Annotated in this window: 17 protein-coding genes; 9 read left to right on the top strand and 8 right to left on the bottom strand. The window is 72.7% G+C overall.

Going from position 1 to position 18,939, the window contains the following annotated elements:
* Window positions 1-362: 362 nt before the first annotated feature.
* Window positions 363-644, bottom strand: a complete 282-nt coding sequence (locus tag ACZ67M_RS11105; protein WP_122618470.1) for an HPr family phosphocarrier protein — start codon at window positions 642-644, stop codon at window positions 363-365.
* Window positions 645-854: 210 nt separating this feature from the next.
* On the opposite strand from ACZ67M_RS11105, the gene ACZ67M_RS11100 reads away from it, so the two are divergent.
* From ACZ67M_RS11100 to ACZ67M_RS11085, 4 genes are all read left to right on the top strand, one after another.
* A complete protein-coding gene (locus ACZ67M_RS11100) occupies window positions 855-3,701 on the top strand; it encodes a bifunctional acetate--CoA ligase family protein/GNAT family N-acetyltransferase (RefSeq protein WP_469850606.1) in 2,847 nt (948 codons plus the stop codon).
* Between the two features lie 61 nt (window positions 3,702-3,762).
* Window positions 3,763-4,359: a DUF5998 family protein gene (locus ACZ67M_RS11095; protein ID WP_361365677.1), complete on the top strand. Its 597-nt coding sequence runs from the start codon at window positions 3,763-3,765 to the stop codon at window positions 4,357-4,359.
* Window positions 4,359-5,552, top strand: a complete 1,194-nt coding sequence (locus ACZ67M_RS11090; protein WP_467320388.1) for an alkaline phosphatase family protein — start codon at window positions 4,359-4,361, stop codon at window positions 5,550-5,552. The genes ACZ67M_RS11095 and ACZ67M_RS11090 overlap by 1 nt, the downstream gene beginning before the upstream one ends.
* Window positions 5,553-5,600: 48 nt before the next feature.
* Entirely contained in the window at window positions 5,601-6,251 is a 651-nt protein-coding gene (locus ACZ67M_RS11085; protein WP_361365672.1) for a thymidine kinase, read from the top strand.
* A gap of 18 nt (window positions 6,252-6,269) precedes the next feature.
* Here ACZ67M_RS11085 and ACZ67M_RS11080 read toward each other — a convergent pair whose 3' ends face one another.
* The 4 genes from ACZ67M_RS11080 to ACZ67M_RS11065 all read right to left on the bottom strand — a co-directional run bounded on the left by ACZ67M_RS11080 (window position 6,270) and on the right by ACZ67M_RS11065 (window position 10,261).
* On the bottom strand, window positions 6,270-7,727 hold the full coding sequence (locus ACZ67M_RS11080; protein WP_469850605.1) for a glycosyltransferase family 2 protein: 1,458 nt from the start codon (window positions 7,725-7,727) through the stop codon (window positions 6,270-6,272).
* Window positions 7,724-8,545: a glycosyltransferase family 2 protein gene (locus ACZ67M_RS11075; RefSeq protein WP_385798896.1), complete on the bottom strand. Its 822-nt coding sequence runs from the start codon at window positions 8,543-8,545 to the stop codon at window positions 7,724-7,726. Before ACZ67M_RS11075 ends, ACZ67M_RS11080 begins: the two co-directional genes overlap by 4 nt.
* 83 nt (window positions 8,546-8,628) lie before the next feature.
* On the bottom strand, window positions 8,629-9,783 hold the full coding sequence (locus ACZ67M_RS11070; protein ID WP_469850604.1) for a glycosyltransferase family 2 protein: 1,155 nt from the start codon (window positions 9,781-9,783) through the stop codon (window positions 8,629-8,631).
* 307 nt (window positions 9,784-10,090) lie between these two features.
* Complete coding sequence (locus ACZ67M_RS11065; RefSeq protein WP_392101275.1) at window positions 10,091-10,261, bottom strand: hypothetical protein; 171 nt, start codon at window positions 10,259-10,261, stop codon at window positions 10,091-10,093.
* Here ACZ67M_RS11065 and ACZ67M_RS11060 point away from each other — a divergent pair.
* The 5 genes from ACZ67M_RS11060 to ACZ67M_RS11040 all read left to right on the top strand — a co-directional run bounded on the left by ACZ67M_RS11060 (window position 10,260) and on the right by ACZ67M_RS11040 (window position 14,553).
* Window positions 10,260-10,934 (top strand): ABC transporter ATP-binding protein, encoded by a 675-nt coding sequence (locus tag ACZ67M_RS11060; protein ID WP_392012635.1) that lies wholly within the window; start codon window positions 10,260-10,262, stop codon window positions 10,932-10,934. The two genes, ACZ67M_RS11065 and ACZ67M_RS11060, sit on opposite strands and share 2 nt — an antisense overlap.
* Window positions 10,931-11,611, top strand: coding sequence for a hypothetical protein (locus ACZ67M_RS11055; RefSeq protein WP_469850602.1), 681 nt, complete (start codon window positions 10,931-10,933; stop codon window positions 11,609-11,611). Before ACZ67M_RS11060 ends, ACZ67M_RS11055 begins: the two co-directional genes overlap by 4 nt.
* A 197-nt stretch (window positions 11,612-11,808) precedes the next feature.
* Window positions 11,809-12,888, top strand: coding sequence for a hypothetical protein (locus ACZ67M_RS11050; protein WP_469850600.1), 1,080 nt, complete (start codon window positions 11,809-11,811; stop codon window positions 12,886-12,888).
* Window positions 12,889-12,931: 43 nt separating this feature from the next.
* Window positions 12,932-13,738, top strand: coding sequence for a geranylgeranylglyceryl/heptaprenylglyceryl phosphate synthase (locus ACZ67M_RS11045; protein ID WP_392101272.1), 807 nt, complete (start codon window positions 12,932-12,934; stop codon window positions 13,736-13,738).
* On the top strand, window positions 13,735-14,553 hold the full coding sequence (locus tag ACZ67M_RS11040) for a Moenomycin biosynthesis protein MoeN5 (RefSeq protein ID WP_469850599.1): 819 nt from the start codon (window positions 13,735-13,737) through the stop codon (window positions 14,551-14,553). Before ACZ67M_RS11045 ends, ACZ67M_RS11040 begins: the two co-directional genes overlap by 4 nt.
* Before the next feature lie 15 nt (window positions 14,554-14,568).
* Here the strand turns inward: ACZ67M_RS11040 and ACZ67M_RS11035 are convergent, their stop codons facing one another.
* From ACZ67M_RS11035 to ACZ67M_RS11025, 3 genes are read right to left on the bottom strand one after another with little or no spacing between them, the layout of a single operon-like run.
* Entirely contained in the window at window positions 14,569-16,161 is a 1,593-nt protein-coding gene (locus ACZ67M_RS11035) for a carbamoyltransferase C-terminal domain-containing protein (RefSeq protein ID WP_469850598.1), read from the bottom strand.
* Window positions 16,161-17,426: a hypothetical protein gene (locus ACZ67M_RS11030; protein WP_392012621.1), complete on the bottom strand. Its 1,266-nt coding sequence runs from the start codon at window positions 17,424-17,426 to the stop codon at window positions 16,161-16,163. The genes ACZ67M_RS11035 and ACZ67M_RS11030 overlap by 1 nt, the downstream gene beginning before the upstream one ends.
* Entirely contained in the window at window positions 17,416-18,933 is a 1,518-nt protein-coding gene (locus ACZ67M_RS11025) for a B12-binding domain-containing radical SAM protein (protein WP_382806746.1), read from the bottom strand. The genes ACZ67M_RS11030 and ACZ67M_RS11025 overlap by 11 nt, the downstream gene beginning before the upstream one ends.
* Between the last annotated feature and the right edge of the window lie 6 nt (window positions 18,934-18,939).

Genomic DNA, 18,939 nt, shown 5'->3' with positions numbered 1-18,939 from the left:
CGCAGCTCGTACCGCGCGTGGAGCGGGGCGAACTGATCACCACTGGCCCCCCATGCCTTCACGAGCCGCGTGAAGCCGGGCGCCAACGCGGGTGCGGTGGTGCCTGGCGACGGGGATCACAGTGAGTGGACGGCTATGCGCCGGGCGTCATACCCGGGAGCCAATGTGGGGGTGATACCGCGGTAGGGGGTGCCGGGAGGACGAGGCCGGTCAGGTGGGCGACGACTCGATGCGGGACGGCCCCCTGTCCCGCGGCAGGTCCTGGATCTCCCGCGGATCGAGGATCATGTTGCTCGACCACGACGACGGCCCGCACCACCCCAAGCGGGCAGTGCGGGCCGTCGTCGCGCGGGTGCCGTCCGTCAGACGGTCTCGGGAAGCTCCTCGAGCCCCTCGGCGACCAGCTTCGCCAGCCGGTCCAGGGCGATGTCCGCGCCCTCGGCGTCGGAGGCGAGGACGATCTCCTCGCCGCCCTGCGCGCCGAGGCCGAGGACGGCCAGCATGGAGGCCGCGTTGACGGGGGACCCGTCGGCCTTGGCGATCGTCACCGGGACGCCTGTGGCCGTGGCGGCTCGGACGAAGATGGAGGCGGGGCGGGCGTGGAGACCCTCGGCCCAGCCGACGTTGACGCGGCGCTCAGCCATGTGATGCTGCCCTTCAGGTGTTCAGAGGGTTGAGGTTGTCTAGACCAGTGTTGTCTAGACCAGTTTCCCACATCGTGAAGCGTGCCGGGACGGCCCCGTGCCGTCCCGCGTGGTGATCGGACCGCGGCCTCGGTCCGAGCTGGTGCCGTCCTCGTGTACCCCACAGACTGCCCCGCGCCGTTGTCGTACGCGAGCCGTACTCTGGGGCCCATGCAGACCTCGTCGGACCGGCACGAGTACCCCGCCCACTGGGAAGCCGACGTGGTGCTGCGCGACGGCGGCACCGCGCGCGTCCGCCCCATCACCGTTGATGACGCCGAGCGCCTGGTCAGCTTCTACGAGCAGGTTTCCGACGAGTCGAAGTACTACCGCTTCTTCGCGCCGTACCCTCGCCTGTCCGCCAAGGACGTCCACCGCTTCACCCACCACGACTTTGTGGACCGGGTGGGACTCGCGGCCACCATCGGCGGCGAGTTCATCGCCACCGTACGCTACGACCGGATCGGCCCCACCGGAACACCTGCTTCAGCGCCGGCCGAGGAGGCCGAGGTCGCCTTCCTCGTCCAGGACGCCCACCAGGGCCGAGGCGTCGCCTCCGCGCTCCTGGAGCACATAGCCGCCGTCGCCCGGGAGCGCGGGATCCGCCGGTTCGCGGCCGAGGTGCTGCCCGCCAACACCAAGATGATCAAGGTGTTCATGGACGCCGGGTACACCCAGAAGCGCAGCTTCGAGGACGGCGTGGTCCGCCTGGAGTTCGATCTCGAACCCACCGACCGCTCCCTCGCCGTGCAGTACGCGCGCGAGCACCGCGCGGAGGCCCGCTCCGTCCAGCGCCTGCTCCAGCCGGGTTCGGTGGCCGTCATCGGCACCGGCCGGACACCGGGCGGTGTCGGCCGCAGCATCCTCGGCAACATCCGCGACGCGGGCTACACCGGCCGGCTCTACGCCGTGAACAGGTCCTTCGCCGACGACCTCACGGACCTCGACGGCGTGCCCGCGCACCGTTCCGTGCGCGCCGTCGACGGCCCCGTCGACCTCGCCGTGGTCACCGTCCCCGCCGAGCAGGTCCCCGAGGTCGTCGACGACTGCGGCGAGCACGGGGTGCAGGGACTGGTGGTGGTCTCCGCCGGCTACGCCGACCGCGACGCCGAAGGACGCGAACGCCAGCGGGCCCTCGTACGGCAGGCGCGCAGCTACGGCATGCGGATCATCGGCCCCAACGCCTTCGGGATCATCAACACCTCACCGGAGGTCCGGCTCAACGCCTCCCTCGCCCCCGAGATGCCGCGCCCCGGACGGATCGGCCTCTTCGCCCAGTCCGGCGCCATCGGCATCGCCCTCCTGTCCCGGCTGCACCGGCGCGGCGGGGGAGTCACCGGTGTCACGGGCGTGTCGACCTTCGTCTCCTCCGGCAACCGGGCCGACGTCTCCGGAAACGACGTCCTCCAGTACTGGTACGACGACCCGCGGACGGACGTCGCGCTGATGTACCTGGAGTCCATCGGCAACCCGCGCAAGTTCACCCGCCTGGCGCGCCGGACCGCGGCCGCCAAGCCGCTGGTCGTGGTGCAGGGCGCACGACACGGCGGCGTGGCCCCGCAGGGTCACGCCGTACGGGCGACCCGGCTGCCGCACGCCACGGTCTCCGCGCTGCTCCGCCAGGCCGGGGTGATCCGGGTCGACACGATCACCGACCTGGTGGACGCGGGACTGCTGCTCGCCCGCCAGCCGCTGCCCGCCGGACCCAAGGTCGCCATCCTGGGGAACTCCGAGTCACTGGGCCTCCTGACCTACGACGCGTGCCTCTCCGAAGGGCTGCGACCGCACCCTCCGCTGGACCTGACGACGGCGGCCTCGCCCGACGACTTCCACGCGGCGCTCTCCCGGGCGCTCGCCGACGACACCTGCGACGCGGTGGTGGTGACCGCCATCCCGACGGTGGGGGAGGGACCGGCCGGGGACGCCGCGCTGGCGGAGGCCCTGCGGTCGGCGGCGGCCGCGGTGCCCGCCAAGCCGGTCCTGGTGGTCCACGTGGAACTGGGCGGCCTGGCGGAGGCCCTCTCGGCCGCGGCCAGCACCGCGCCGCAGGCGCCGCCACCCGCGGAGCCCTGGCGGCCGACGCCCGCCGAGCCCGGAGCGGCCACGGCCGCGGAGCGCCCCGGGCCCCGGGAGGCCCCGGCCCCCGGCGACGGCACCCGGCTCATCCCCGCCTACCCCGCCGCCGAACGCGCGGTCCGCGCTCTCGCCGAGGCCGTCGCCTACGCCCAGTGGCGGCGCGACGCCGGGGACCCCGGGAAGGTGCCGGAGTACGACGACATCGACGAGAAGGGCGCCGCCGAACAGATCGCCGGGTACCTCGCGCGCGGGCAGGGGCTCACCCTCGGCGCGGCGGAGACCTGCGAGCTGCTCGGCAGGTACGGCATCGACGTCCACCGCGCGCTGCCCGCCCCCGACCCCGACGAGGCCGCGTCCGCCGCGCGGGCCATCGGCTACCCCGTCGCCCTCAAGGCCACCGCTCCCCACCTGCGCCACCGCGCCGACCTGGGCGGCGTACGCCTGGACCTCGCGGACGAGGAACAACTGCGGCGGGCGTACGCCGAGTTGACCGAGCTGTTCGGCAAGCCCGCGGAGCTGCGCCCGGTGGTGCAGGGGATGGCACCGCGCGGCGTCGACACCGTCGTACGGGCCGTCATCGACCCGGCGGCGGGCGCGGTGCTCTCCTTCGGACTCGCCGGCGCGGCCACACAGCTGCTCGGCGACACGGCGCACCGGCTGATTCCGGTCACCGACCGCGACGCCACCTCGCTCATCCGCTCGGTCCGCACCGCCCCCCTCCTCTTCGGCTGGCGCGGCTCGGCTCCGGTGGACGCCCCGGCCCTGGAGGAGCTGCTGCTGCGGGTCTCGCGGCTGGTCGACGACCACCCGGAGGTCGTCGCGGTCACCCTGGAACCGGTGGTGGTGGCCCCGCACGGCCTGAGCGTCCTCGGCGCCTCCGTCCGGCTGGCGCCCCCTCCCGCCAGGGACGACCTCGGCCCCCGGACCCTCCCCGCGTACTGACCGCGCACGGCCGGACCGTGTCCCGCGGGAGCGTGCCGCACAGTCAGTGGGCCCCCTTAGGATGGAGGGCATGGCCAAGACCAGTACGACGACCCAGGGGCTGCGAGCGGCGATCGAGCGCAGCGGCTACTACCCGGCCCTCGTGGCCGAGGCGGTGGAGGCCGCCGTGGGCGGCGAGCCCGTGCGGTCGTACCTGGTCCACCAGGAGACGACGTTCGACCAGAACGAGGTGCGCCGGCACGTGACCGTGCTCGTGCTCACCGGCAACCGCTTCATCGTCAGCCACACCGACGAGCAGGCCGCCGACGACACCTCCCCGACGCCGTACGCCACGACGTCCACGGAGTCCGTCAAGCTCGGCCGGATCTCGTCCATCGTCGTCAGCCGCGTCGTCGCCAACCCGGAGCAGTACAAGCCGGGCACCCTGCCCCGCGAGATCGTGCTCACCATCGGCTGGGGCGCCGTCTCCAGACTCGACCTGGAGCCGGCCGCCTGCGGCGACCCCAACTGCGAGGCCGACCACGGCTACACGGGCAGTTCGACGGCCGACGACCTCAGCCTGCGCGTCAGCGAGGCGGGGGACGGCCCCGAGACGGTGCGCCAGGCGCTCACCTTCGCGCAGGCCCTCTCCGAAGCGACCGCGGAGACCAGCCGCTGATGGTGCAGCCCGCCCCCTGGGACACCGACCCGGAACCGCTCCCCGTCGACTCCGCCCCCGTACCCGAGTACGGCAAGGGCTCCCTCGCCGACCTCCTGCCCACCCTGGCCGCCGGACTCGGCGTCCCCGGCATGACCCCGGGCATCACCGAACTGACCCCGGCCGACCGGAACTGCGTGTTCCTGATCGACGGCCTCGGCTGGGAGCAACTGCGGGCCCACCCGGACGAAGCCCCCTTCCTGTGCTCGCTCCTCGGCACCTCGCGCGGCGGCACCGGGCGTCCGATCACCGCCGGCTACCCGGCGACCACGGCGACCTCCCTCGCCTCCGTCGGCACCGGTCTGCCGCCGGGCGCCCACGGCCTGCCCGGATACACCGTGCGCGACCCGGCCACCGGCGCGCTGATGAACCAGCTGCGCTGGCAGCCGTGGACCGCGCCGTCCGTCTGGCAGCCGTACCCCACCGTCTTCCAGCTCGCCGAGCAGGCGGGCGTGCACGCGGCGCAGGTGTCCTCGCCGACGTTCGCGAACACCCCGCTGACCAAGGTCGCGCTCAGCGGCGGCACCTTCGTGGGACAGCTGTCCGGCGAGGACCGGATGGACAGCGCCGCCGCGCAGCTGGCCGGAGCCGACCGCGCCCTCGTGTACACGTACTACTCCGAGGTCGACGGCGCCGGCCACCGCTTCGGCGTCGACTCCGACGCCTGGCGCGGCCAGCTCGGCCACGTCGACCGGCTCGTCCAGCGCCTCGCCGAGCAGCTGCCGCCGCGCAGCGCCCTCTACGTCACCGCCGACCACGGCATGGTCGACGTGCCCTTCGACGAGGACCACCGCATCGACTTCGACGAGGACTGGGAGCTGAAGGCGGGCGTCGCCCTCCTCGGCGGCGAGGGCCGCGCCCGGCACGTGTACGCGGTCCCGGGTGCCCGGGGCGACGTGCTGACCTGCTGGCGCGAGGTGCTGGGCGAGCAGTTCTGGGTGGCGTCCCGGGACGAGGCGATCGAGGCGGGCTGGTTCGGCCCCCGGATCGACGACCGGGTGTACGACCGCATCGGCGACGTGGTCGCCGCCGCGCGGGACGACGTCCTGCTCATCGCCTCCGAGCGCGAGCCGAAGGAGTCGGCGATGGTCGGCAACCACGGTTCGATGACCCCTGCCGAGCAGCTCGTCCCCCTGCTCGAAGTACGCTCCTGACGCCCTGCCGCACACCCGACCCCGTTGCCGAAAGGTGCTCAACCCCTCATGCCAGAGCTGGTGTTCTTCTCCGGAACTATGGACTGCGGGAAGTCGACACTGGCTCTCCAGATCGAGCACAACCGCTCGGCGCGCGGACTCGCCGGGATGATATTCACCCGCGACGACCGCGCGGGCGAGGGCAAGCTCTCCTCGCGCCTCGGCCTGGTCACCGACGCGGCGGAGGTCAAGGACGGACAGGACCTGTACGCCCACGTCGTCGACCACCTCTCGCGGGGCGGACGCGTGGACTACGTGATCGCGGACGAGGCGCAGTTCCTCGCTCCGGACCAGATCGACCAGCTCGCGCGGGTCGTCGACGATCTCGACATCGACGTGTACGCCTTCGGCATCACCACCGACTTCCGCTCCAAGCTCTTCCCCGGCTCCCAGCGCCTGGTCGAACTCGCCGACCGGGTCGAGGTGCTCCAGGTCGAGGCCCTGTGCTGGTGCGGAGCCCGCGCCACGCACAACGCCCGCACCGTGGGCGGCGTCATGGTCGTCGAGGGTGCCCAGGTGGTCGTCGGCGACGTCGCCCAGTCCCCCGACGAGATCGGCTACGAGGTGCTGTGCCGACGCCACCACCGACGCCGTACGACCGCCGCGACGGCCCGCGCGGCGGCGCTGTCGCCCGACGTGCTGCCGGTCACCTCGGGCTGACCGTCTGCCCCGGCGCCGTCAGAGATACCTGACCCCCTGTTCCGCGCTGCCGGCCAGGAAGCCGGAGAGACGGGCGCCGTAGCGGATCCAGCGGCGGCGCAGGTTCGCGGAGCGGGCCAGGTCGGGGGCGTGCAGCACCAGCCAGGACCAGTTCATCAGCACCGTCCGGCTGTCACGGCGCTCGAAGCCGGCGTGGCGGTAGGCGGCGTACAGGCGCGCGCCGGAGCGGCCGTAGTTCCACTTCTGCCGAGCCAGGGAGGAGAGTTCGGCGCGCAGCCGGTAGTGCATGCGGGCCTCGGGGGCGTAACCGACCCGGTAACCGCACAGATGGGCACGCCAGGACAGGTCCATGTCCTCGCCGCCGCCCCGGTAGCGCTCGTCCCAGCCGCCGATCGTCACCAGCACCTCCTTCCAGGCGGCGCAGTTCGCGCCGCGTGCGAAGGGCAGGAAGTCCGTCTGCTCGGTCATCGGCATCGGCTGCTCGTCGGCGTAGTCGGGGCTGAGCACACTGCTGTCGAGGCCGCCGCCGACGACGTCGGCCTCCGGCGCCGCCTCGGCCAGCGCGGCGAGCCAGCCGGGGTCCGCGACGTCGTCGGCGTCGCAGAAGGCGATGAAGTCACCGCGAGCGGCGGCGACCCCGAGGTTGCGGGCATAGCTCTCCCCGGCCCGCTCGGTGGCCCGGACGACGCGCAGGCCGGGAAGACCGCAGCGGTGCTTCTCGGCGACCTCGCGGGTCGCGTCGGCGGAGCCGTTGTCGACGACCAGCACCTCCCAGTCGCCGGCGTACGTCTGGGCGGCGAGGGCACGCAGCTGGGCCGGGAGCGTCAGTGCCCCGTCGCGGACGGGGATCACGACCGAGACGAAATCCGGCACCCGCCCGCGTCCGGCCGCTGCCGCAGGGGACCGGCCGACCGAGGAGGTGAGGTGGTTGTCCCGCAGGACTGAGGTTCCCGCGGCCCGGGCGGCGCTCCCGGTGGCGGCCGTGTCGTCGGCCCGGCGCCGCACCAGCAGCCGCGGCACGGTGACTCGCGCGGCCGTACGGCCTTCCGCGCCCAGCAGAGCACGTCGCACGGCGTAGGCGGCGCCGTCGAGGGCGGGGGTCAGGGTGATGCCGTCGACCAGGTCGTCCGTCCGCAGCCGGAGGGTGCCGCACTGGACCAGACCGGCACCGCCGTGGGCGGCCCGGGCCAGGTCGGCCAGCCAGCCGGGGAGTGCTTCGTCGCGGCCGTGCAGGAACGCCACGTAGGGGACCGGTGCGGCGCGCGCGGCCCCGACGCAGGCTTCGGCGGCCGTCCCGGGGGTGCAGGGCGCGTGGCGCAGGTCCGGGGCCGGCGGCGGGCCGGTCGGCGCGACCACGGTGATCGAGGCGGCAGGCAGGGACTGGTTCCGCAGACTGCGCACCGCGGGCTCCCAGTCGCCGTCGGGAGCCGCGACGACGACACCGAATGCGGGCGGGCGCGGTGCCACCTCCGTCATCCGCCCACCGCTACCGGTTCCAGGCGGAAGTCGATGTCGTTGGGCGGTGCGACCAGCAGAGGCAGCAGCTCCTCACGGGTCCTCGCCTCGCGGCGTTGACGCTCACGGGTGTTCATGGCCCGGGTGTAGGAGAGCCGCGCGGCGGAACCGAAGCCCGTCTCGGGCGCCTGGGTCAGCGACTGCGGCCAGATCCGGTACCGGTAGAGAACTCGGCGCACACTGCGCAGCCGGTACAACCGGGCCGCCCTGAGATGGAAGTCGGTGTCGGCGCCCAGCCGGACCGTGCCGTCGAAGCCTCCGAGCCGCTGCAGCACCTCGCGGCGCACCACCGACGACGGATGCAGGACCACCGTCGAACGACCCAGTCGCATCCACAGGTTGCCGTTGCGTGGCATCCGGCGGCGGCCGGTGCCCCGCCCCGCGGCGTCGATGACCTCGTAGGCACAGCCCACGAGGTCGGCCTTGTCCCGCTCCAGCAGGGCCAGTTGATGACGCAGCCGTCCCGGCAGGCTGATGTCGTCCGCGTCCTGGAAGGCGACGTACGTGGTGTCCACGCGCTCCAGGACCTTGTTCTTGATGCGCAGATGCCCGACGTTCTCGGAGGTGCGCAGCACGGTCAGGCGCGGATCTCCGGCCAGCGGACGCAGCGCGGCCGTCCAGTCGTCGTCGGGGGAGCAGTCGTCGACCACGATCAGCCGCAGGTCGGTCCGGTCCTGGGCGAGGACCGAGGCGGCCGCGGTGCCCAGGTAGTCCGCGCAGTCGTAGTGCGGCAGGACGACGGTGACCGCCGCTCCCGTGCCGTGTGCCGGTGTCCGCACGGCGTCTCCCTTCCGTGGCCGCCGCGGCGGGCGGCGCCCGATGTCGGTCCGGACGGCCGTCGTGCCGGACGGCCGCCGTCCTGTCAGCGTCCGGTGCGCATCGCCGGCCGCCCCTCGGCGGCCGGGCTGCGGAAGTCGCCGTCGTCGCCCCACGGCACGTGCCGCAGCGGCCGGCCGGCCGCGCCGCGTGCGGCGAGACCCGCGGCGACCGCGCAGAACCAGGTGAGGTGCACGGCCTTGACGGTCCAGCGCTTCAGTCCCCGGACCGGCCCGCCGCTGCCGTCCCAGGCGGCGAGCGGCCACAGTCCGTGGAACAGCGTGCCCGAGAGGTAGGTCCGCGCGGTCGGCCACGGGTAGTCGGCCGTGCAGGTCACATGGCTGTAGAGCGAGCGGCGCAGCCGGTTCAGGGTGTCGTGGGCCCGGGCGACCCGGTAGAAGCTGCCCTGGGCGTCGGGCAGGACCTCCAGGTCGTGCAGCGGGTCGGCCGCGTGGGGATCGAGCAGTTCGAAGAGCACGTGGCCGTCGTCGGCCAGCCGGCGCGCCGGAATGCCGTCGGCGATGACGTCGGCGGCGACGAGCATGCAGGCCGCCGCCGGACAGGCGCCCGGCGGCACGGTGACGCCCGAGACGCGGGCCATCGTCCGCGAGGCGGCCGACGGACGGGGCAGGGCGACGAGGTGCGCGCCGACCGCGCCGGTGCGGCCGCGTTCGTGGAAGCGGTCGACGAGCCGGGCCAGGCAGCCTGGGGCGAACTCCACGTCGTCGTCGGTCCACAGCCAGCCGACATGCCCCAGCGGGCGGGAGAGCCGCAGCGCCGTGTTGACGGTCCGGAGCTTTCCCCGGCCCGGCAGCGCGAATCCGACGACGGGCACGGAGGAGGCGGCCTGGGTGAGCCCGCGCAGCCGGTCGAGTGCCTCCGCCCGCTCGCCGGGGCCGTACTGCATGCCCAGCCAGAGAGTCAGGGGCAGGCCGGGACGGGCGGCGCGGACGTCGGCGAGGGCGTCGAGGAGGTGACGGAGCGCGGTCTCGTGCGCCGTCGGGCCGCAGCGCGCCACATAGGTCGGAAGCAGCACCCCGAGACCTCCGGAGGGCAGACCGGTCTCCTGGTCCGCCGGGTCCCCCCGGACTTCTCCCGACCTGACCAGCGTCACCGGGGCGGCGGGCGGCGGCAGGGGGTCGAAGCCGCGGGCCACCGCGCGTTGCCACCACATGCGTTCGCCGTCGGTGCCCCCGCGCATCCGCGTCCCTTCGTCGGCCGACCCGTGCACCACCCGTTCCGGCCCTCCGTCGGAAATTCGTGGACGAAGGGAATTCGCCGTTGATCAACCTGCCGCGCAATGCGTGGAAGCACGCTGATTTGGGCGGGCCGCACTCTAACCGGCGCTCGGAAGTGATCACAAGACCGGCAGCCTGTTTCCAGAGACGGGCCGCCCCGTTTCCAGGAATGGCTGAAACGTCAGGGTTCCGTTTGCACTGGTTCGGTGAATGCCCCGGGCAGCGGCGTGTGATTCGGTGGGTGGCCTGGCCGAATTCCGTTGCTGCCGTTCACAGTTCTCCCCGGGTGGCTTCCGAGGGCGACCGGATACGGTCGGCCGGATTCATCCGCCCGCCGCGCGCGGAGGTGGTGTGTTCGGCGCGCTCGCCCGTCTGTGGCAGGCTATCGGCACGGTTTTCCACGCCATTCGTCGCGGGCGGCGGAAGGAAGGTGTCGCACATGAGGTTTTCCGCACACGCGGAACAGCAGGTGGGCGGGGTGTCCGGGCCGCCGTCCGGGCAGGACGTCCGGCTGAACGCGCACGGGATCGTGAAGAGCTACGGCCGCCGCCGCGTCCTGGACGGGGTCGATCTCGTCGTGCGCGCCGGTGAGGTCGCGGCGATCGTGGGCAGCAACGGGGCCGGCAAGTCCAGCATGCTCAAGATCTGTGCCGGGCTGCTCGCGCCGGACGCGGGCCGGGTGTCCGTCACCGGACGCCTCGGCTACTGCCCGCAGAACGCCGGCGTCATGGGCTTCCTGACGCCGCGCGAGCACTTCACCCTGTTCGGCACCGGCCGTGGCATGGGGGGCCGCGAAGCCGACCGCCGGGGCCGCGAACTCGCCTCCGCGCTGGACTGGTCCGTCGCGCGCCGCACCCTGGCCAAGGACCTCTCGGGCGGCACCCGGCAGAAGCTGAACGTGGTCCTCTCCGCCCTCGGCGACCCTGACGTCCTGCTCCTCGACGAGCCCTACCAGGGCTTCGACCGGGGCTCCTACGTGGACTTCTGGCAGAACGTCTGGGGCTGGCGCGAAGAGGGCAAGGCGGTCGTCGTCGTGACCCACATGCTGAACGAGCTCGACCGGGTCGACCACGTGCTCGACCTCAGCCCCCGCACACAGGGGGCCGGCCGATGATCCGCACCCTGCGCATGGCCGAGATGACACTGCGCGAACTGCTGCGCCGTCGCGGTGTGCTGAGCCTGCTCCTGCTCGTGCCGCTGGTCTTCTACCTCGGCCGGCACGACCAGGCGGGCCAGGCCATCCGGTTCGCGAGCCTGGGCGTCGGCTTCGCGGTGAGCACCGCCGCCCTCTTCTCGGCCGTCGGCGGCCGCGAGATCGAGCCCCGCCTGACCCTGTCCGGCTTCCGGCCCCGGCACCTGTACCTGGGCCGCATGCTCGCCCTGCTCACCGCCGGGCTGCTGATCTCCGCGCTGTACGCCGTGGTCGTGGTCGTGGACCAGGAGGTGGCCGCCCCGCGGGCGGTCGCACTGGAACTGGCGCTGACCACCCTGGTGGCCGTCCCGCTCGGGCTGCTGCTCGGCCTCGCCGTGCCCCGGGACCTGGAGGGCACGCTGCTGCTCATCTCCGTCATCGGCGCCCAGATGGTGATCGACCCGGCCAACGACGCTGCCAAGGCGCTGCCCTTCTGGTCCACCCGCGAGATCATCACCTACGCCGTCGACGGTGCCGGAAGCGGTTCCCTCACCTCGGGCGTGACGCATGCCCTCGTGGTGACCGGGCTGCTGGTCCTGGCGAGCGGCGGCGTGATGTCGGTGCGATTGCGACGGCGTGCCCACATGCAATTCGTGTGAATCCACCGCGATTCCGCGGTACGTCGGGGGGCCGGATTGATCTCGGCCCCCCGACGCGTGATCCACCCGTCGAGAGAAAAGTGACTCTGTCTCGCCGATACGAACGCGTGTAGGGTTGAGGAATCGTCCTGCCGACGCGCCGTTCGCGTGCCGGTGTGGTGTCCCGGCTCGTCGTCTCTCCCCAGAAAGGAGAGTTCGTGAACGGTGCGCAGCGATTACCATTCGATGAATCCGCCGGACAAGCCCTCTCGAAGGCGACGGAATTCCTCCTCACCGCCCGCGACGCGGACGGCTGGTGGAACGACTACGAGGTGCGCGGCCCGGGCCAGTTCTGGGTCACCGCGTATGTCGGAGCCTCGCTCGCGGAATTGCCCGAGGGCCCGGGGCGCGCGGCGGCGATGTCCGCCTGGGAAGCGCTGAGAAAGGCCCGCGGCCCCTCCGACGGCTGGGGCTACTGCCCCCAGGTCCCCGGTGACGCCGACATCACCTCCTGGGCGCTCCGCCTGGCCGAGGCGCTGGGCGTCGAACATGACCCCCGTGCCGACGAGGGCTACCGGTTCGTGGCGGGCCACCTGCAACCGGACGGCGGCATCTCCAGCTATCTGCCCCACATCGCCGGGCCCTTCCTGGACCGGGTCGCCCCCCGCTGGGACGCCTGGTACGCGAGTCACGCGTGCGTGACCACGGCCGCGGCCGGACTGCGCCGACTCCCCGTACGCGACAGGCTGTTGGGCAGGCTCCGGGAGATCCAGCGGGCCGACGGGGCGTGGCCGGCGTACTGGTGGCCGGACCGCGAGTACTCCACGGCACTGGCGGCGGAGGCGCTGACCGCCGACCGCGCCGGAACGGACCTCCCCGAGGCGCGGGCGGCCGCCGACTGGGCAACCGCCAGGATCGGCGCCGACGGTGCCGTGCGCACCGAGTGGGAGCGGGACGGCTCCGCCTTCGCCACCGCCTTCGCCCTGAGGGCCGTCGTGGCGGCCGACCTGCCGGACGGCCGGCACGCCGACGCCGTCCGCCGGGCCGTCTCCTGTCTGGTCGACTCCCAGGAGCGGGACGGCAGTTGGCGGCCGTCCGCGTGGTGCCGGGTGCCCGGCCCCATGGAGTTCGATCCCGACGCACGCGAGGACTGGGAACGGGGGCGGCGCGGAAAGGCCGCGTTGGGCTCCGTCGTCCTGGACACGAAAGCGCTCTACACCACCGCGTCCGTCGTCGCCGCACTGGCCAGGTCGGGCACTGCGGCAGCGGCCGAGCAGCGCCGCGCGGACCTCGTATGACGGCGCACGACGCGCCACGACCGGACAACCAGGGGGAACGCTGGTGAACACCTCACCGCAGTTGGTCCAGCGCACGGAAGTTCCGGCACCGAACCTGCTGGACCCGGGAGCCGTCCTCACCCGGCTCCGGAGCCACCCGCGGGGGCCGGTCCACATCATCGACCCGTTCAAGGTGCCGCTCGACGAGGCCGTGGAGAAGGCGAAGGTCCTCAGCGATCTCGGCTGTCCCGCCCTCATCCTCGCCAGTACCGACTACGAGTCCTTCGAGTCCCACATGGACCCTTACGTGGCCGCGATCAAGGAGGTCAGCCCGCTGCCGGTGCTGTTGCACTTTCCGCCGCGCAGGGGCTCCGGCTTCCCCCTGGCCCGGGGCGCCGACGCCGTCATGCTGCCCGCGCTGCTCGGTTCCCGCGACGACTACTACGTGTGGAAGAGCTACCTGGAGACCCTGGTGAACCTGCCCGGCCGGGCCGACGCCTGGCCGGAACTCCTGCTCACCGTCGCCCTCACCTTCGGCGAGGACCACAAGACCGGCGATCTGCTCAGGACCGTGCCCGTGGCCACCACGACCACCGAGCAGATGGACCGGTACATCGCGGTCACCCGCAGCTTCGGCTTCCACATGGTCTACCTGTACTCCCGCTACGCACAGGTTCCCCCCGACGTGGTCCGCCACTTCCGCCGCCGGCTCGACCCCGACCAGATTCTGTTCGTGAGCGGCAACGTCCGGCGGCGGGAGCACGTCGCGGCGTACCTGGAGGCGGGCGCCGACTACGTGGGCTTCGCCGGCGCACTGGAACAGGGCGACTGGCGTTCGACGCTGGCCGAGATGACGGCGACCCGCCCGTGACCGCGGCACTGCCCGCGGACTACACCGCCTCGATGCTGGTCACCGAGTCCGCCAACCGCGATCACGTCACCGCGTTCGTCGCCCAAGGCGGCGGCTCACCCGATCTCGTGGCGCACACCGCGGCGTTGCGCCTCTACCTGCGGGTGCCGCACTTCCTCACCGAGTGGATCACCGACCCGGAGCGGCGCGCCGAAGTGGCCCGCGCCCTGGCCATGGACATCGTGGCCATGAAGCTGCTCGACGACCTCATGGACGACGACACCGGCCTCAACCGCATCGAACTCGCCTGTCTCTGCCTCCACCTGCACCTGACCGCGCTGAAGCAGATGTGCGCGCTGGCCGAGGACGCCCGCTCCGTGACCGACCTCGTCGAACGCGATTTCACCGAAGTCTGCACCGGGCAGATCCGCACCAAGAGCCATCGGGCGCGGACCCTCGACGAGTGGTGCGCCAACGCCAGCACCTACGGCGCCACCTTCCTGGGCTGCTACGGCTCCCTCGCGGCGCTCTGCGGCCGCGAGGAGCCCGCCGTGGCTCCCGCGCGCCGGTTCGCCGAGGCGTTCGGCACGATCATCACCATCGCCGACGACCTGACCGACTACGACCGCAACGGCGAGCGGGAGGGAAACCTCGGCCACCTGATGCGCACCGGGGCCGTACCCGCACGGGACGTCGAGGCGCTGCTGGAGCGGCTGCGCGCCCAGGCGCTCGGCGCGGCACGGGAGCAGCCGGCCTCCTCGGGGCTGGTCCCCGTCGTCGACGTGTACACCGACGACGTACTGGACCGGCTGCTGCCGCGGCACCTGGAGCGCTGACCGACGACCGATGGCCTACCGGGGCTCGCCCCGGTAGGCCATCAGGTCGTCGAAGACGAACAGGTCGACGTCGCTGTCCGCGAAGTCGTCCAGCACGTGCCGGGCGGTGTGCGCGATGGCCCGGCCGGGGCCGTTGAGCGAGGTGTTGATCAGGGCCGGAACACCCGTCTCCGCCTCGAAGGAGGCGAGCAGGGAGTGCAGCAGCGGCTGGTCGGCGCCCAGGGTCTGGATCCGGCAGGTCCCGTTGACGTGCCGGGCCTGCGGGGCGGTGCCCTCCGGCAACTGGTACTCGAAGAGCATGTACGGGGAGGGCCGTCCGCCCGGATACAGCTCGGCGAAGCGCTCGTCGCGCATCACCGCGCCCAGCGGGCGGTACCACTCCCGCTGCTTGAGCTTCTCGCTCATCCGCTTGCGCATCCCGGAGACGGCCGGGCTGCCCAGCAGCGAGCGGTGCCCCAGCGCGCGCGGCCCGAGCTCGGCGGCGCCCTCGGTGAGGGCCACGACACCTCCGTCCGCGAGCATGCGGGCGACCACCGGGCCGTCGTAGGGAACGGCCTTGAGGCCCGCGGTGTCCAGGGCGGCCAGGACATCGGTGCGGGCCTCGCCCGTGCCGTTGGCGTACACGCTCAGCGGTTCGGGCCGCCTGCCGAGGACGTAGGTGAGGGCGTAGACGCCGGCGCCCGCAAGATGGCCCGCGTCGCCGCAGGCCGGCGGGACGGCGATCTGCCGGCCGAAGGCCTCGCGCAGCGACGAGTTGGCCACGATGTTCAGCGCGCAGCCGCCACCGAGTGCGATCGGGCCGACGCCCCCGCCGGTGCGGGTGACGTGCCGGTCGAGAACGGCGCGAACCGCTTCGGTGAACAGCTCCTGGAAGGTGGCGACGACATGGGCCGCCGTCTCGAACTCGGGGTTGAACTCGGGGCGCCCGGCAAGCTCGGCACGCACCCGCTCGGCCAGCTCCAGGTCGTGCATGACCCGGGGGTCCACCGCCATCAGCTGCTCGCGTATCCGGGCGTCGGGCTGTCCGTAGCCGCCTAGGGCCATCACCTTCCCGGCAACGCTTGGGCTCTTGCCGAAGCCCAGCAGGTGGCCGATCGCGGTCCACCCGAAGCCGTTGCCGTACCAGGGGAGCGGGTCCTTGGCGATCCACTCCAGGCGGTTGTCCTCGACCCGGAACAGGGAGCTGCGGGTGAGCTGTCCGCGGCCCTCGTTGACGAGGACGAGGGTGCCGTCCTCGTGGTCCGCGTAGTGGGCGGCGAGCGCGGCGTGCGACACCTCGTGGGTGACGACCACGCAGTCCACGGTCCGGCCCAGCAGGTCGCAGGTGGTGCGGTGGTGCGGTGCCCCGGCGCCGATCCGTTCCATCGCGTGGTCCAGGTCCGGGATCCGCAGCAGGGCGCTGCGGACCGGCGTGCTGACCGCCACCAGGTCGATCCCGTCCGCGTCCACGCACTCCTGGGCGAGCACGTGCTCCAGCGCGATGTCGGAGCGGTGGTCGTGCTTGACGCGGGTGAGGCGCTCGGTCTCGATGGCGAAGACCAGCCGTCCGTCCTCGAAGTAGCCGACTCCGGTGTCGTGGCCGGCGGAGTGGAGAGACAGTACCTTCATCAGCGCTCCTGGGCAGGGGGTGTGAGGGTCGGAACGGCCGAGTAGGGCGCCCACTCGACGGCACGCAGCGGCCGGCCGGTGAGCCCGCGCAGGTACAGCTCCGTCCCCACCCCGGCGAACCACGCGAAGTAGAGCCACTTGATCAGCGCCTTCTGGAGTCCGCGGCGCCGCCCGCCACTCGCGTCGAAGGCGGTCAGCGGCCAGAGGCCGGCGAAGAGGATGTGGCGGAAGTAGTGGCGGACCACCGGCAGGGGCCAGTCGGCGAGGTCGACGAGATGGTTGAGGAGGATCCGGCGGATCCTGCGGCGGGTCTCGCCCGCGGGACCGGCGACGTAGTAGTGGCAGCGGGCGTCCGGTACGAGACGCAGCCGGGCCAGCGGATCGGGCAGGGCGGGGTCGAGGAGCCGGAAGCAGACGTAGCCGTCGTCCGACACGTAGCGGCCGGGCATGCCGCCGGCCAGGACGTCGGTCGCCACCAGGATGCAGCAGCCGTGCGGGTAGTTGGTCGCGGGTGCCGCGATCGCCTTGGCGCGGGCCAGCAGGTGCGAGGTGGCGAACTCCCTGGTGTGCGGGATCTTCGTGGCGCCCACCGCGCCCCGGCAGCCGGCCGCCAGGAAGTCCCGCGCCAGGCGCGACAGGCAGCCGGCATCGAGGTGCACGTCGTCGTCGACCCAGCCGACGCCGAGGCAGCCGAGCGACTCGGCGATCTCGATGGCGGCGTTGAGCGTACGCGGCTTGCCCGGGCCCGGCAGCGAGAGGCCGCACACCGGTACGTCCGGCAGCCGGGCGCGGGCCCTTCCCAGCAGCGCCCGCAGCCGCGCCACGGATTCGCCCGCCTCCCGCGCCGACGCCCACTGCATGCCCACCAACAGCACGACGGGGGCCTCCGGACGCTCCTCGGCCAGCTCGCCGATCCGGTCCAGCAGGGCGTCGAACCGCTCCTGCTGCCCGGCGAGGGTGCCACGGGCGACATAGGTCGGAGCGATCAGGGCGAGGGCCGGTGAACCGGGGCGCAGAGCGGCGGCGGCGCTCCGGGCGTCGGAGAGCTCGACCGCCTCCCCCGCCGGACCGTCGGGCAGGACGTAGCGCACCGGCACGGTCCAGGAGGGCTGTGGACGGAGTCCCCGCGCCATGGTGCGGCGGACGTGGTGGGTGACGAAGGGCTCGCCGAGCCGACGCCGGCCGCGGTCCGGCAGCGGCTCGTTGAGGCGGACGGCGGGGCCCGGCCGCAGGGACGCGGCCGGGCGGGAGGTCTCAGAAGTCACGGTCGGTGTTGGAGGTCGACCGGGCCAGGCTGCGCAGACCGTCCACGGTGTTGCGCCACTGACCGGTCGTCGCCATGTGGGTCAGCAGCGGCTTGGCCATGGAGCGGCGCAGGAAGAACGCACGGTAGGCGGCCTGCGCGCGGCGCTGGGCGTCGGGCACCAGATAGCCGATCCGCGCGTCGAACTCCCCCCGCACGAACCGGTCCCAGTAGTCGGAGGGTATCCGCCCGGCGGCCACCGACTCGGTGTGCAGCGGGGTGCCCGGCAGCGGGGTCGCGGTGTAGAAGCTCGCGTAGTCCAGCGGGATCCGGCAGGCGAGGTCGACCGTGGCGCGGAACTGCTCCCGGGTCTCGTTCAGCCAGCCGACGATGAAGTAGCCGAAGCCCTTGATGCCCGCCTCGTGCGCCGAGGTGACGGCCCGTTCGATCTTCTCGATGTTGCTCTCCTTGCGCATGCGCTCGAGGATCTCCGGCGCGCCGTGCTCGATGCCGAACCGCAGCCGCACGCAGCCCGCCCCGGCCATCGCCTTCAGCAGTGGTTCCGGCACCAGGTCGACGCGGGTCGGTGCCTCCCAGCGCACCTTCAGGCCCTGTTCGCCGATGAGCGCGCAGATCTCCCGGACCCGGCCGCGGTGCAGCGTGAACACGTCGTCGTAGAACATGATCTCCTTCACCCCGAACCGCTTCTTCAGCTCCGTCATCTCGCCGACGACGTCCTCGGGGGAGCGGTACATCGACTTCTTGTCGACGGCCTGCTTGAAGCAGAAGCTGCACTTGAACGGGCAGCCGCGGCTGGAGATCATCGTCGCGAACGGCCGGGGAGCCATGATCGAGTAGTAGCTGTTCATCGGCAGCCCGTCGCGGGAGGGCCAGCCGACCTCCTCCAGGTTCACCATCGGCGCGGCCCCACCGTCGTGCTCGCGGGAGACCAGACCACGGATGCCCTCCGGCTTCTCACCCTGCTCCAGGGCCTCGGCCAGCTCCGGCATGATCGTGATGCCCTCGCCGACACCGACGTAGTCGATGCAGTCGTGGAAGAGGTTCTCGTGCGCATAGACCTCGGTGTGCGGCCCGCCGAGGATGACCTTGGCGCCGGTGCTCTTCGCCGCCTGGCAGGCTTCGACGGCACCGGGCAGTCCGGGAGTTGTGGTGCTGACGCCGACCAGGTCCGGCTCGAAGTCGGCGAGGAGTTCGCGCAGGCCCTCGCTGTCCAGACCGAGGGCCGGGGTGTCGACCTGGATGACCTCGTGGAAGCCGGCGGACTTCAGCGCGGTGTGGATGTAGCCGAGACCGAGGTGGGGCAGCACGCCGGCCCGCCGCTGGATCTGGGTGATCTGGCGGGTGTTGAGGCACAGGTCGTGGTGGCGGACCAGCGCGATGCGCAGTTTCCGCCTGCGCCAGCGCGGCAGGCCGGGGCGGCCCGGTTTCTCGGCGACGGCGGTCGAGCAACCGCCCGACGCGGCCCCGGCCGCCGTACCGGTACTTATGACGGGCAGTGTCTTCCGCATGAGGTC

The sequence above is a fragment of the Streptomyces sp. NPDC107500 genome (genome assembly GCF_055582785.1).
The sequence above is the reverse complement of the archived record's forward strand: the minus strand, read 5'-3'. Positions and strand labels throughout refer to the sequence as shown.